At 54.0% G+C, this 14474-nt stretch carries 11 protein-coding genes; 4 read left to right on the forward strand and 7 right to left on the reverse strand.

Annotated features, from left to right (window positions below):
• Positions 1-79: 79 nt before the first annotated feature.
• Positions 80-1135, reverse strand: a complete 1056-nt coding sequence (locus AC6IY8_RS13865; RefSeq protein ID WP_497775116.1) for a sensor histidine kinase — start codon at positions 1133-1135, stop codon at positions 80-82.
• A 194-nt stretch (positions 1136-1329) separates the two neighbouring features.
• Between AC6IY8_RS13865 and AC6IY8_RS13870 the strand changes: the two genes are divergently transcribed.
• Positions 1330-2307 (forward strand): YihY/virulence factor BrkB family protein, encoded by a 978-nt coding sequence (locus AC6IY8_RS13870; RefSeq protein WP_497775117.1) that lies wholly within the window; start codon positions 1330-1332, stop codon positions 2305-2307.
• A 62-nt stretch (positions 2308-2369) separates the two neighbouring features.
• Here AC6IY8_RS13870 and AC6IY8_RS13875 read toward each other — a convergent pair whose 3' ends face one another.
• Positions 2370-3488 carry an NHL repeat-containing protein gene (locus AC6IY8_RS13875; protein ID WP_497775118.1) on the reverse strand — a complete coding sequence of 373 codons (1119 nt, stop codon included), beginning with the start codon at positions 3486-3488 and terminating at the stop codon, positions 2370-2372.
• A 450-nt stretch (positions 3489-3938) separates the two neighbouring features.
• Here AC6IY8_RS13875 and AC6IY8_RS13880 point away from each other — a divergent pair, with 450 nt between their 5' ends.
• Positions 3939-4823: a hypothetical protein gene (locus AC6IY8_RS13880; protein WP_497775119.1), complete on the forward strand. Its 885-nt coding sequence runs from the start codon at positions 3939-3941 to the stop codon at positions 4821-4823.
• Between the two features lie 46 nt (positions 4824-4869).
• On the opposite strand, the gene ccsA is transcribed toward AC6IY8_RS13880, so the two are convergent.
• The 4 genes from ccsA to AC6IY8_RS13900 all read right to left on the reverse strand — a co-directional run bounded on the left by ccsA (position 4870) and on the right by AC6IY8_RS13900 (position 10516).
• Positions 4870-6285: a cytochrome c biogenesis protein CcsA gene (gene ccsA / locus AC6IY8_RS13885; RefSeq protein ID WP_497775120.1), complete on the reverse strand. Its 1416-nt coding sequence runs from the start codon at positions 6283-6285 to the stop codon at positions 4870-4872.
• A gap of 31 nt (positions 6286-6316) precedes the next feature.
• The gene (resB, locus tag AC6IY8_RS13890) at positions 6317-7774 is read right to left on the reverse strand and encodes a cytochrome c biogenesis protein ResB (RefSeq protein ID WP_497775121.1); all 1458 of its coding nucleotides are present in this window, start codon (positions 7772-7774) and stop codon (positions 6317-6319) included.
• Between the two features lie 484 nt (positions 7775-8258).
• A complete protein-coding gene (locus AC6IY8_RS13895) occupies positions 8259-8879 on the reverse strand; it encodes a tetratricopeptide repeat protein (RefSeq protein ID WP_497775122.1) in 621 nt (206 codons plus the stop codon).
• Positions 8880-9166: 287 nt separating this feature from the next.
• Entirely contained in the window at positions 9167-10516 is a 1350-nt protein-coding gene (locus AC6IY8_RS13900) for an MBOAT family O-acyltransferase (RefSeq protein WP_497775123.1), read from the reverse strand.
• 231 nt (positions 10517-10747) lie between these two features.
• On the opposite strand from AC6IY8_RS13900, the gene AC6IY8_RS13905 reads away from it, so the two are divergent.
• Positions 10748-12430 carry an AMP-binding protein gene (locus tag AC6IY8_RS13905; RefSeq protein WP_497775124.1) on the forward strand — a complete coding sequence of 561 codons (1683 nt, stop codon included), beginning with the start codon at positions 10748-10750 and terminating at the stop codon, positions 12428-12430.
• Positions 12431-12436: 6 nt separating this feature from the next.
• Positions 12437-12688, forward strand: coding sequence for an acyl carrier protein (locus tag AC6IY8_RS13910; RefSeq protein ID WP_497775125.1), 252 nt, complete (start codon positions 12437-12439; stop codon positions 12686-12688).
• Here the strand turns inward: AC6IY8_RS13910 and AC6IY8_RS13915 are convergent, their stop codons facing one another.
• On the reverse strand, positions 12689-14296 hold the full coding sequence (locus tag AC6IY8_RS13915; RefSeq protein WP_497775126.1) for a tetratricopeptide repeat protein: 1608 nt from the start codon (positions 14294-14296) through the stop codon (positions 12689-12691).
• Positions 14297-14474: the final 178 nt, after the last annotated feature.

Consider the following 14474-nt stretch of genomic DNA (forward strand, 5'->3'; position numbering starts at 1 on the left):
TAGTCTGATTTTAATCGGCTTTTGAGAGTATCACGAACGCGCTTATCTCGTGGACTCCGAATTTCGCAACTCCGTTGTCTTAGTCTACAGGCCTGGTTCTAGGCAGCACCATAGTGAAAACGCTTCCTTTGCCCAGCTCGCTTTCGGCATCGATGGTGCCGCCGTGATCTTCTACGATGCGCCGCACGAGCGAGAGTCCCAGACCTGTGCCATTGCCTTTCGTGGTAAAAAATGGCCGAAAAATATTGGGAAGTACCTGCGGCGAGATCCCCTGTCCCGTGTCACTCACCTTTAGCTTCACCGAATTTTCATCCGACGAAAACTCCACCCGCACGCTCCCGCCTTCCGGACACGCCTGCACTGCATTCAGCAATAGATTCAACAAAACCTGATGGATTTGGCCATTGTCGAACTCCAGCTTCGGGATGGATTCATTTTCTACGATCTCCAGATGCACTTTCTTCGCTGCTGCTGGTTCTCGCGCAAACAGCGCTGCATGCTGTGCCACTGCGGCCAGGTCTCCAACCTGGAAAGCGGGTGGCTTCGGACGTGCGATTTCGAGCAACTCGCTCACGATTTTGTTGATGTGAACGATTTCGTGCTTCACCTCACCCATTACCGACCGGGCAGCCGAGTTCGCAGGTAAATCGCGCCCTACAATCTCGATCACGCCGGCAATTCCGGCCAGCGGATTACGAATCTCGTGAGCCAGTCCAGCCGCCATCTCGCCTAAGGTCGCTAGATGCTCGGCACGTGACATTTGGGTTCGATGCAGGCGCTGGATCTCCTCGCGGCTCTCGCGCAACTGTCGAACCATCTCATTGAAATGCCGGCCCAAGTCGCCAATCTCATCATTGCGGTCGGCGAAATCGACATTCACGAACAGGTCGCCGGCACGAACTTGGGCGATCTTGTTCTGCAACTCAGCCAAGGGACGCTGGATCATGACGGCCAGCACCATGAACAGCACGGCGCAGATGGTTACCGCACCGGCCACTGCGACGGCCAACACTCGATTGCGTAGCGGATCCTGCAGCGTCAGCGTGACCAGCACGAACAGCAGCAACCCCATGAGCAGCACGAGTGCCACTGGCCACAAGGTCTTCACCTGCCAGTTCATTCCGACTGGTCTCACCTGACCATCCTCCGTGCACCACACATATTTGAATTATCGGGGAGCGGTTGCAAATTGCAAACTGAATTGCGCCCGACTCCAGGAATCTCGCCCGCAGCGACGTCCAAATCGACACGAAATGGCACGTCCTCGTTACCGCTGCGACGCGCGCCCCTTTGGACAAACCTGTCATCCGATCGAGCTTCTAAAACGCCATGTCCTCCACACCCGTTGCTATACGCAAGCAAGATTCGCCGTGGAAAGGCGGCGGCCTAACGATCAAGGAACTTGTCCTGAAAGTCTGGCAAGGCATAAACGATGACGATGTTTTGGGCCGCGCTGGCCAGCTCGCCTACTTTTTCTTTTTCTCGGTATTTCCGCTCGGAATCTTCCTGACCGCAATGATAGGCGTATTTGCCGGCCCCGGCTCGCCAATAGCCGAGAACCTGGCCGGCTACATTACACGCGCGATGCCTTCCTCGGCAGCCGGGCTTGTGAACCAGACGCTGCACACTGCCTTGCAAGCCAGCGGTGGCGGTAAGCTCACCTTCGGCGTGCTCTTTGCCCTGCTCTCTGCCTCTTCTGGAACGGCTGCCCTGATGGACACTCTGAACGTCGTATTCGGAGTCAAAGAGGGACGTTCGTTGATTAAGCAGCGCGCCATAGCCCTGGCTCTCACTATCGCGCTTGGAGTCCTCATATTTGTCGCAGTCGTGATTGTTGTGGCTGGCAGCCACGTAGCAGACATACTAGGTGGAGGCACACTGAAGCCGGTCTGGCAGATTCTCCAGTACCCTGTCGCAATTGCCTTTCTGCTGCTGTCCTACTCGATGGTGTACTACTTCGCACCCAACGTCGAGCACCCCAAGTGGCACTGGGTGACTCCGGGCGCCGTTGTTGGAGTGGTGCTTTGGATTGCGGTCTCTTTTGGGCTTCGACTATATTTACACTTCTTCAATAGCTACAGCGCCACTTATGGAGCGCTCGGCGCCGTGATGATTCTCCTCCTCTGGTTTTATGTCACCGGGCTTGCCATGCTGGTGGGCGGCGAAATCAACGCCGTTATTGAGCGCGCCGGGACGGGCCAAACAAAGCAACAGGAGCCTCCCGAGCACCGCCCTGCAGGCAAGATTGAACGGGAAAAAGCGGGCCGCCAAGCTCAACAGGAAGTCAGTCCCGACCGCGTTGCCTAATTCCTTCAGCGAACAGAAAAAGGCGGGCGCGAGATGCGACGGCCTTTTATCTGTATTCCGAACTAGTTTGGGCGGCTCAACCTGAAAACCTGAACCCTACGCGCATCCACGATGAAGATCCGCCCCTCGGCGTCAGCCCACATGCCCGACGGTCCCAGGAACTCACCCGAGCGCAATCCGGGCTGCCCGAATGCTCCGACCGCCGCACCTTTCTCGTCGTACTCCCGCACGATTCCCGCTACAGGATTGCTGACGAACACATGGTTTGCTGCATCCATGAACACTCCTCGAGGACGCCCTGCATTCGCTCTGGAATCATAGTCGATCGTGAATTCCCGAACGCGCTTGCCCTCAAGCGTCATGACATGCACTCGCGTACCGTCCAAAACCAGGATTTCACCATTGCCAATGAACAGAGCTTCTGGGGCTTCGAAACCGTCAGGATTGGGATTACCGGAACGTACATTGAACCCATTCTCATCCACGGCCGCCGACCCGACTCTCCCCAGCAACTTTCCATTCAGGTCGAGGATGAACACGGCGTGGCGAGGTGCATCAACGACATAGAGCCGCTTTGCTGCCTGATCAAGAGCCAGCGCAGTCGGACTCTCAAAAGTGCCTTCATCTTCGATATTGCCGAGCGTCCGCAGATACGCGCCTTCAGAGTCATACACCAGAATGATGCCGCGCTCGCTGTCGGACACATAGAGATTATCTTCAGCGTCCACAGCAACTCCGCCGGGCGATTGCAGTCGTCGTCCCGGACCGCCTACGATCTGAAACGACTCTTTGGAGTTGAATGCCAGCACGTGCACACCGCTGGTGTCAGTTACGATCACGCGGCCTCGTGAATCCGTCGTCACGTACTCGGGAGAGATCAACACCTGCTCCGCTCCGTAGGGCAGCGAAACGATGGAATCGCGGAGATTTGCAAACAGCGAATGCGGTTTTGCTACTTTGGCTGCACGCTCGGGCGGTTGGAAGTCCTCTACCTGCCTCTCATTACGAGGAAGTTCGACGGCGGGAGGAACCTGCTTCCGCATCTCGTCCTGCTTCTTCAACTGCTCTTCTGGCTTCTCCCGTGGCGTGTTGTCCCCCGCGCTGGCATTCTTAAGTGAATCGACGAATAAGTCGAGCTTGGAGAGCGCTTTGTACTTTCCGTCATAGGAGAACGCACCCAAGTACTCCAACTGCCTCCCCGACGCCAACGAAACACGAGGGAACACGCGCGTCGGTGAACCCGGTTCTACCGACGCCTGTTTGGAGTGATGCGATTTCCATGCACCGTAGGAAGTTGCCGGGCAGAGAACGCCAACAGTCAACAAGCCAACACAAAGCGGTCGAACGACGACCCTGCGAGTACTACTGAACCTGCTCATCAAAAACCACCAACAATCGAGACGAAATCGGTTTACACGAGATGCTCAGTACAATTGCATTTCCATTTCCAGTGTCCAAGATCAGTTTTGGCCCTGCGGATATAAACCTCGAGCGTGGGTCCAAGGTCTTCAGCTCTCGCAATCGAATGTACAAGGGCCAAATCACACAGTCTCAGTGCGAATTTCATCACTAGCAACATTTGAAATTTCGGCATTCCCCCGCGTTACAATTTGCAGTCCAATGAATAAGAGATGGGCCTGAGCTCAACACAGATCCGACAAACACGCTCTCGCACCGCATGGATCGCGACGATAGCACTGCTGCTTGTGAGCTGGGCAGCCGCTCAGAGCGGTAAGCGTTTGATTCTGAAGGATGGCACCTGGCAGGACATCACGAAATATGAGGTCAGCGGAGACCGTGTGCGGTATTTCAGTCGGGTTCGCTACGATTGGGAAGAGCTACCGAGCGAACTCGTTGACTGGTCCGCCACCGAGAATTGGAATTCACGTCCACAGCCTCCCATCCCGGGCGAAGATGCAGAGGAAACGTCTGCGCCTGACCCCCTGCAGATTGCCCCCGACCTGAAACTACCCAAGGCAGGCGGTGTTCTCGTGCTTGATCATGTTTCCGGCGTGCCTTTACTGTTGGAACTGAGTCAAGAACAGGGCGTGCTCACCAGCGACAACTCCGGCGTCTTCCACTCGTCTATTACGCGCAGCGGTAGGCTGAAGCAACATCTTGAACTGAAAGGACCCCGCGCGCGACGCTGCGTTCACGTCGCGAAGCCCACAATATTCATCAAGATCACTGCGTCGGATGTGCCACCTGTCAGCCGTTTTCGCATTGTTCCACTCGTCCCCACCAAGACATCTCGCGTAATGGGCAACGTGATTGTTTCGCTCGCAGGAAAGCAAACCGCTTCCCAGTCATCGGTGCCCGTCAAGATTGAGGAGTTCCGTGAAGGATGGCTGAAACTCACTCCCGTGGAACCGCTAAGAAATGGGGAATATGCCGTAATCGAAATGCTCGACCCTAAGCAGTTGAACAGCTATGCGTGGGATTTCGGCGTCAATGCGCCAGAGGACACAATTGCTCCGTCCAACTCGCCTACAGCTACCGAGGCGCAACATCCTTAAACAAAAAAGAGGCGCCACGAGGGCGCCTCTGACTTGTGAAACTACATCAGCCTGCCGCGTAGGCGTGAAGGCCGGGCAACAGGTAAGTTACTCCAAAGAACGTAAATATCACGACCGCGAAGCCGAGGATAGCAAACCATGCGGCGCGACGTCCCTTCCAGCCGCGGGTGATGCGCATGTGCAGATATCCGGCATACACCAGCCACGTAATCGCTGCCCAGGTTTCTTTCGGGTCCCAGCTCCAGTAGCTGCCCCAAGCCTGGTTGGCCCAGTAGGCGCCGGCTGCGATCATCAGGGTCAGCAGCGGGAATGCAATGCAGATGATCTTATAGGTCACGTTGTCGAGCACGTCTGACGAAGGCATCATTTTCTGCAACCCTTCGCGGCGCCACAACAAGAGCAGGTACAGTAAGCCCGCGATGATTCCGCCGACCATGCCCGCCAACAGGAACGGATTGGCCGCAAGCGCCGTCGTGAACAGTCCCTCAGCTTCCGGCGCAGTATAGTGTCCATTCTTGACGCGTGCGATGAAGATTGCCGTTCCTGCGGCCTGCAGCATGATGGTCACGAACATCGTTTTGCTGGCAACATCGAACAACGAGTGGTCTCTCTTAACCTGCGCGACGATATACAGCGCCAAGGGAGCCAATGCCGAAACGAGCACCAACAAATAGAGCCAGCCCAAGTCGGGGATCCGGATAAACAACGGATGGCCTCGTGAAATCATGACTTCGGTCTTTTGTTGAATGTCGTAAGCCGTCACCGCCAGCGCGCCAGAGCGGAAGCGGGTGATGAGGATTCCAGCGTAAACGGCAACCATTCCGGCCGACGTCAGCGCCTGGAACGATTCGGTCTTCATGTCGTCCTGTATCAAGAACATCATTGCTAGTGCGAAGCTCACCGCGCACGCCGCATACGACAGCATCGCCAACGTCACGTGTACCTGCAACCAAGTGGATTGTAGCGCCGGAACCAGCGGGCGGACATCGCTCGGCAGCAGTTGCATCAGAATGACCGACACTACCGTAATCGGCATCGTGATCGAGCCAATGATCTTGACCTTGTACGCCTTCTCAGCAATCACCGTCAGCAGTGCCAGCGTCCAGACGAAACTCAACAGCATTTCGTACATATTCGAGAACGGCGGACGACCTGCTACCGACCAGCGATGTGCCACGGCGGCCGTGTTCGCGACGAATCCAGCAATGGTCAGGAGAGACGCGATCTTGACATAGCGTTCGATCCCGGCTACGCCGTAACCCATGTACAACGTGGCCGCGCCTGCATACAGCACCAGCGCCGTGTACAGCATATTGGACTCGCCGTAGATCGGCCCGGTGTGACCCTTCGCCGCCGCCAGTAACGCAACGATCAGCGCGAAGGCAATTCCCAGTCCCACTAGAGCCAGCAGAACGGAACCTGTCGCCTGCCGTTGCTGTGCCTCTACTTGTACGTCTTGCATAGCTTTATGACTCCTGCGTTCACCCTCGGCTCTAGGCCTTGGTCAGCGTAATCTCTTCAACTTTTTCGTTCGAGTTAGAACCGGCTTCGCTACCCAATTCCTGCTCAAGCGCCGCCTTGATTTCGGCAAACTTTGCTTTCAAGCGATCGCGATTCTTGTTACTGGTGGCACCAACCCACAGCAACTTTCCGCCCTTGCCGTCGTCCACAACCGCCGCCCAGACGCGCACGTGCTGCGAGTAGAAGGCAATCACCAAACCGAAGGCCATCAGGACAACGCCAGCCCAGATACCAAACTGACCAGGCTGATGCGAGACCTCTAAGCCCGTGTACTTCGACCACGTAGCACTTTTGAGCGCGAGTTCGTATGGCGCATTCTGTCCCTTGGTGCTGTTCATCTGCGAGTACAGAATCCAGAGCTTTTTGGTATTACCGCTCGCATCGGTGAGGCCGAACTGCACAGCAGGGTTCTCTGGGTCTTCAGACTTGTTGTAAACCTCGTTGTCCTGAACGTAGTAATCCGGAACCCAGCGCAGGATGCTAAGGGTTTCTCCGTCGCTCAATTTTGCCGAGCCCTTAAGTGGAATCTCCACTACCTCGGGGGCCCCAGCCTTGGTCGGGGTGGCAGTCACAGTCAATGTCTTTGGGGTGCCTGATTGTCCCATGCTCGATTGATAGAGTCGGAGTCCCTTGTAGGTCAGGGGGTCGTTGACGATGATCGTCTTCTGAACCGTTTCCTTTCCATCCTCAAGAATCGTCAACTTCGACCACCACTTTTTGGGGCTGCCGTCAGCGTAGGTTTCCTCGCCGGCTCCGTCACAGCGGATAAGGAACGGAATGGTTTTCTTCGATTGTCCGCCCTTGTCATCGCGCAACGTGATCTGGTTGCGGGCTTCACCTTCAGGCACCATGATGTTGCCTCGATAGCCAACGATACCGTCTAGGATGTATCCGGCGAAGATAAACAGAAGGCTGAGGTGAACGATAAACACGGCAAAAACAGAGAATCGCTGCTTTTGAGCAAATAGCCCGCGGGCCCCGTTCTCGGAGACCTCTGACGGCTTGAGCCCAAAACGGCTCAGCACACTCTGTGTGATCGAAAAAACCTTTGATTCATCCTTCGCCGGAAGCTTCACTTGCTCGGGTAGGCTCGGACGGAACGAAGGAGGCGCAAACCGGATCGGTTTCGAATAGAGTTTCCAAGCATTCGGCCAACGATCAATGGAGACGAAAATCAGACATACGCAGAATAGGCACAACAGAACAAGGAACCACCAGGCATGGAAAATATCAGTCAGGCCAAGCCGGTCCAATAACGCGAGCGTTTCAGGCGAATAGGCCTTCTGCAAATCCTCAGGCTCTGAGGTGGGCCGCTGCAACACAACTGTACCCACAGCCGAGAAGATACCAACGACAATGATAAGAAGGATACCCGTACGCACGGAAGCGAGCGTCTGATACACCTTGCTCCAAACAGACTTGAAACCCATCGAGGGCTACCTACTTTCCAAAATCTAGAATCCGAATTGCAAGCCTTGGGCCATCTGTCCCGCCCCGCCCTAAGTCCCTGAAAGGACTCGGACACTTTCAACCTGAGCCATGCAAAATGGGGCATTTCGCCCATTTCCCGGCACCTTTTCGCGTGTATTCGCTCATGATTATTTAATCTCGCGCTTGGAGACTGCACCAGGTCGTCTTTGAGCCATCCAACACATCACGGATTCAATTCTCAGGTAAACACAAGCTTATTCCCGCCTATTCCATATTCTTTGTGATAACAGTCACAGCAGCGCTAAATCAGTTCCGGCGGAAATGCGATCAGAAATCTTTGGCTGAGAGGGACCGAGGCAGGACGGGAACAGTGGCGCGAAACTCCAAATGTGCGAGAGGAGTAGCACGACTCGCTGGACCTCTCGACTCACTCTCAAACGAAATGGGGCGTGCATTCTGCGACGCCCCAATATTGATCCCGAACTACGATTTTGCGAGGTTCTTTACCTTCTCAATCATCTGCACAACTTGCGCTTTATGAGGGCTGTCGGGATTGTATTTTAGAAAGGTTTGCCAAGCTTCAATCGCACCTTTCGGATCATTTTTACCCATCAGGCGTACTACACCTGTGTTGTAAAGGGCATCTCCATTCTTAGGATCCGCTTTGATGACAATTGCAAACTCTTGTAGAGACTGGTCCGGATCTCCTGCTCTGAAGTACGCATTGCCCAGGTTGGTGCGAACCTCAGCATCTTCCTTAGCCTTCAATGCCCGCTCATAGTAACCAATTGCAAGCTTAGGGTTTCCTGATTTCATCGCCACGACGCCGGCTTGCGACAGCAATTCGAAGTTGTTTGGATCGCTCTTTACCTTTTCAAAAATCGGATTGTCAGGCACTTGCATCGGTGCCGCTTGTGTCGGCATACCAGGCTGAGCGTTCGCCGTAATCTGTTGCGTTACCGCCGCTCCCTGAGTCCCCTGAGCCGGACCGTGGAACAAGGCTCCAAGGAGGATCCCCAGCACAAGGCTGATAAAACCTAATGTATAGACCTTGGTAGAAGTCCATTCGGGAGCCGCTTCAGGGCTAGAAGGTTTGCTATCCATTGCTCGTAACTCCTATGAATTTGCCAGTCAGTTCAGACGCGTGGGCCTCGACAACCATCCTGCACATCAATGCGATATCAGGACGTGAGTTGCCCTAATGTCGGTCCGATCATGTGTCTGCATCTGATAGGTACTTGCATTTCGGTTTCCAAAGCCTCTAAAACACGCCTTGGCATTCTGTTCGAGTCACATGCGCATACTCGACGCTTGGGTCAGACCACGCACATTGAGTGACTTTGGCTTTCTCACGCATCTTTGTGCGCGAGAACGCCCACGCTCATCGCAAGTTAAAACGCTCTATACATAAATTCTGCGGTGTTACTGCTCGCACCTATGCTGAGAATGAAAACAATCAGCAAACCGATCACGTAGAGGGAAGGTATCCAATACCAGCGATGTCTCGCTAGAAGAGTCATGAAGTCGTTGCCTGCGCCCGCTTCGGAGGCTTCGTTCAGTGCATCCCTGAAAAGCAATACGCAACCGTACCCAACTGCCACAACCAGCATTAAAAGATAGAACCGCGAACTCATTGCGTGAACTTCATAGGTTGCAGGCGTCACAAGAGCGCCAAACATACTCAATGCCTGATCGGTCGAGTTTGCCCGGAACAAAATCCAGCCAAGCATGACAAGACCGGTAGTCAATAACCATGAGATTGGGGTCCAGATTGGTGCATCAAAATCGAGATTCAATTTCCGCGAAAGCTGCTGAACGCCCCTGTGTAATACCAACAATGCACCGTGATACGCTCCCCACACGAGAAACAGAATGGTGGCTTTGTGCCACACGCCGAAGAGAACCATCGATGCAAAAAGCACAAAATTGCGCCACCACATTTCTCGCCGCATCATCGCCATCGGCAGGAAAACGTAATCGCGAATCCAGAACGAGAGAGACATATGCCAACGAGTCCAGAAGACGGACGGCGTGGTGGATGCGAACGGACGATCGAAGTTCTCTGGCAGCGTAAATCCCAGGGTCTTCGCAGTTCCAACAACGATGTGCGTATATCCAGCAAAATCAAAGAAGAGCTGCAGGCCATATCCTGTTGCTAGAAATATGACGTCCGTTGCTCCCCATGCCGTAATCTGGTCGAAACCGCGCACTGTCCCGCCACTCCCCAACAATCCCACTCCAAGCAGGCGAGCCACTTGAACCATGAGGAAGCCCGTCCCGATCCGAGTCAGTCCATTCCCTATCTCGTCCAAGGAGGCGCGCCTCTCAGCGCGGAACTGCTCCAACATGTCCGGCATTCGGCAAACCGGACCGGAGATAACCACCGGGAAGAACGACATGTACGTAGCGAACTCCGGCAAAGTTGGATCGATTTCCTCTCCTCGATACAGATCAAAGAGGTAGCTCATCGCCTGAAAGGTCCAGAAGGAGATACCTAGAGGCATAATGAGACTTGAAAATCTCTGCAGCGACGAAAAGGGAAGCATTGTGCTCACTTCCGGCAAATACTTGAAAGTGGCAAGGAGTGAAACGTTGAAAACGATTCCGACTGCCAAGATCGCAGCAGATTCATTACGGCGGAGCACACGCCCGATGAAGTAGTTACCGAGCGTCGAAACAACAAGAACTGCAAGAAACCAGTATCCCCACGTTGCGTAAAGTAAGTAGCTACCGAGTAACATTGTCAGTAGCCGAACTCTTACCGAAGAGACTTTGTTGCAAACGATGAGGCAAAGCAAATAAACCGCAAGATAGATTGCAATCTGAAACACGGCGTCAACCCATATGTACGCCGGCACTAATGTGCGGCACACTTCCAGTTTCTCTGGCTGAAAGCTCTGATTATATTACGCCTGAGCTGCTCGTGTATATTAGGAATAGAATCTACCTCTCTTAAGCTTGAGCTCTGTCGCATGCCGAAGTTTGAAACGCTGATTGAAGCGCTCGAGGGTGTACGTCCAGACCGTCCTTTCATTACAAATTGGATCGACGAAGACGAGCATCAAGCCATTTCATTTGGCGAGTTTCGCGAGCAGGCACTTGCGCAAGGTGCAATGCTCCGGCGCAATGCGGTGAATGATGGCGACAATGTCATCATCATCATGCCTCAATGCATCTGCTCCATGGCTGTTTTTGTCGGAGCGATGATGATTGGAGCCGTCCCAAGCTATTTGGCATACCCGAATTTCAAGATTGAACCCGCAAAGTATCGTTCGGGCCTGGCGGGTGTGACCAAGAACCTGCAGGCTAAAGCCGTAGTCATTGATGCCGATTTTCCCGACGATTTGCTTGGACACGTGTCCATAAGCAATGGTGCCCGCCTGCTAAGAACCAGTGATGTACTGCCCTCAGTCGGCGCAGACTTGGATTTGCCGAACGTTGTCCCCTCCCGTAGCGCTTTCCTGCAGCATTCGGCCGGAACTACAGGGCTTCAGAAGGGTGTTGCGCTGAGCCATGGCGATGTACTGCGACAATTGAACGTACTCGCTAGGGCGTTGCGCATCGATCCCGACATGGATCGCATCTACTCTTGGCTTCCTCTGTACCACGATATGGGTCTAATCGCGTGTTTTATGCTGCCGATGGCCTACGGTCTACCGATTGTGATGCAGTCTCCACTGGAGTGGGTGATGCGCCCGCAGTACATGCTGCGCGCCATCAGTGAGCACAAATGCACACTCGCGTGGCAGCCGAACTTTGCCTTTCAGTTTCTTGCTAGACGGGTTCCGGCTAACCTACGGTCAACCTATGATCTTTCATCACTGCGCGCTCTGATCAACTGTTCCGAGCCGATTCGTTCCAGCAGTATGAGCGAGTTCAAGGAGGTGTTCGCTTCGTCTGGACTACGCCCTGATGCATTACAGACTTCCTACGCAATGGCGGAAAACGTCTTTGCCGTAAGCCAGAGTGCGCTACAGCAGAGTCCGAAGGAAATCTGGGTAAGCACCGAGGCTTTGCGACGAAAGAAGCTTGCAGTCCAAGTAGAGAAAGACACTCCGGGATCAGAGTGCCTGGTGTCCTCAGGCCGGCTACTGTCGAATGTTTCTCTTCGAATCGTGTCTGATGATGGGAAAGCGCTCCCTGAAGGTCACATTGGCGAGATTCTCTTGCGCAGCGATTGCATGTTCACCGGATACTACAACCGACAAGACCTTACGGACCCAGCGTTATCTGATGGTTGGTATTGTACAGGAGACCTCGGCTTCATGTTTGGCGAAGAGCTCTTCGTAGTCGGACGAAAGAAAGATATCCTCATAGTCGCAGGAGAGAACCTGTATCCGCAGGACATTGAAGAAGTCGTTTCGACTCATCCTGCGATCCACGATGGACGCGTAGTCGCAATTGGGGCCTACAACGCGAACATTGGAACCGAAGAGATTGTCATTGTAGCGGAAGTAGAACGCGAAGAGCTGCTTGCTGATTCCGGAATAATCGAGAACGCGATCCGCACGGCTGTTGTTGAGGCGCTTGGCGTCGCTGCTCGCACCATCATTCTCAAGCCACCCTACTGGATCGTGAAAAGCACTGCTGGAAAACCCTCGCGAAGCGCCACCCGCGAGAAACTGCGATCTGAATACGCAGAACTCAACGTATAGGAATTTATGACAGAACAAAGACAACAGATGATTGCTTGTATCCAAAAGCTCCTGAACAAGCCAGGAATCACCATTGACGAGAATACCCCGCTGGTCTCGTCCGGCCTTATTGACTCAATGGCGCTGGTCGACCTGTTGCTGGAGCTGGAAAATATCAGTCACATGCGCATTTCCCCTGGCAAGGTCCAACCCAAGGATATGGACACAGTGGCGAAGATGTTTGCAACCGCAGAGCGGGTAGGCAAACCGCGAAAGTAACTATTGAACCAAAGTCCCGTCTGGCGCGACAAAGGGTACATCGTGATACGGACACGCGCGGCGGAACTCATTCAATGCGGCGTCTCTATCAACGCGCATGAGTAGCTTTCCGAGATTCAGGTGAAGCAGGTTGTCATTTGGAGCCTGCGATAGAGCCCATTCATACTGCTTCAGCGTCTCTTCCATCGTCTCCGGGGTCGAGAGCGATGCAGCTAGGTGCATCACCTGCTCATCGTGATTCATCTGGCTGGTAAAGGGTGGACGCTTAATCCTGTCCAGGTTCTCGGATGCGAGACGCGCGCGGTCATAGCCAGTCAGTGCGAGCCGCCGATTGCACTCTTCTTCCGTGGCAAGCGTTCCAAACTTAGCTCTCGCCTGAATATCCGCCGGAAGCATATTTGCGATTCTCTCGAGCATCAGACGAGCCAGCAAATAATTCCCTTCAGGAGTCATGTGCACGTGATCGCACAAGAGTTCACTTCCTGCAACTTTGCGGGGGCTCTCCTCGGAGAATACAGACTCGGCATCGACTAACGCGACACCCTCGCCGGATTTGTTCGCAACATGTCTAATGATGTCGTTGATGCGACTATCAGCGCGGAATCGCAGTGTATCGAGGTCACGTGAGTTCTTGAAAGCCCGTTGAGCCTCGGAGTAGTCCCCGAGCGCTTGTAGACATCGCGCTATACGGAACTGCAGTTCGGCATAGCTCGAATCGATCTTTTCCGCTCTGCGATAAAGATCTAGTGCATCTGCATACTCCTGCGAGACCTCCAATTCACTTGCCCTCGACACGAGAGCATCCCATGACTTCAGCGCTTTAGCGTTAAGCCCCTTACGATGTTCCGACGCAAAAGGAGGATTGTCCTTCAGGTTCGTCACAACAGTGCTCAGAATCATCTTGGCGCCATGCTTCTGTGCAATACCCACAGAATCGCGCAAGTTTGATTCGAAGTTGCTATATACGCTTCCCAGTTGAGGGGCATCGCTCGGGATCTGCTGAGACAAGAACATCTCCATCCCTCGCCACTGCTGGTTTGAACTTGGGTCTGATGCACGATAGCGGTTCAGTAATTGCCCAATTCTTGTTTGATTAAACCAGACCGTTCCTCGGACCGCTGGCAGCGTAAGGTCTTTCGCGGTAAACACCGTCCCTGCGCCGAAAGGACCTACGACCTCATTGCTCCCGGTGTATGCGATGAAAAGGTCGGTGCCATGCTTCGACATTTCCTGCACGATCGGCACCATTGTGTGCGAATTCGTGGCAGTGATGCTCGTGTTGATGACTTCAAAATTAGCACCCGGGTATTTACTCTGCAGCATTAACTCCAGGTAGCGACTGAATCCGTACGCGGGATCCGGATCGCCGTACGCAGCAGACTCCCCAAGTATCACCACGCGATAAGCCCCTGCTCGCTTTTCTGCGTCCATCGCAAAAGGCCGGGGAGTACGCAGCATTCCTGGAGGCAGGAATGCTGCCGTAAACAAGTAGTTGTCGCAAAGCTTGAACTGGCCGTCCACTACACATGGACGGGTGAAATCGAGCGGCGCCCCAACTCCGGCCAGTCTCAGCGTGCCTTCGATAAGGCTAAAGAAGAGAGTCGGCACGAGTATGGCGCAAGCCAGTCGAGGCAACCAGAAGCGAAGTCGCTGGGCTGTTAGGGAATTACCTTGGGGGCACATAGGTGTGCTCACATTTTGGCACGAGACGTCCTCCTCGTCCAGCCACATGTTTCTTTCCAGCCGCTGCTCTGTAGTAGATAATAAACACATCTTGATGACATCA

The organism is Koromonas soli (assembly GCF_059726265.1).

What these genes read in the sequence shown, in the direction of transcription:
- AC6IY8_RS13870 (WP_497775117.1), top strand. Translation starts at nt 1,330, where the DNA reads ATGTCCTCCACACCCGTTGCTATACGCAAGCAAGATTCGCCGTGGAAA.
- AC6IY8_RS13880 (WP_497775119.1), top strand. Translation starts at nt 3,939, where the DNA reads ATGGGCCTGAGCTCAACACAGATCCGACAAACACGCTCTCGCACCGCA.
- ccsA (WP_497775120.1), bottom strand. Translation starts at nt 6,285, where the DNA reads ATGCAAGACGTACAAGTAGAGGCACAGCAACGGCAGGCGACAGGTTCC.
- resB (WP_497775121.1), bottom strand. Translation starts at nt 7,774, where the DNA reads ATGGGTTTCAAGTCTGTTTGGAGCAAGGTGTATCAGACGCTCGCTTCC.
- AC6IY8_RS13895 (WP_497775122.1), bottom strand. Translation starts at nt 8,879, where the DNA reads ATGGATAGCAAACCTTCTAGCCCTGAAGCGGCTCCCGAATGGACTTCT.
- AC6IY8_RS13900 (WP_497775123.1), bottom strand. Translation starts at nt 10,516, where the DNA reads ATGTTACTCGGTAGCTACTTACTTTACGCAACGTGGGGATACTGGTTT.
- AC6IY8_RS13905 (WP_497775124.1), top strand. Translation starts at nt 10,748, where the DNA reads ATGCCGAAGTTTGAAACGCTGATTGAAGCGCTCGAGGGTGTACGTCCA.
- AC6IY8_RS13910 (WP_497775125.1), top strand. Translation starts at nt 12,437, where the DNA reads ATGACAGAACAAAGACAACAGATGATTGCTTGTATCCAAAAGCTCCTG.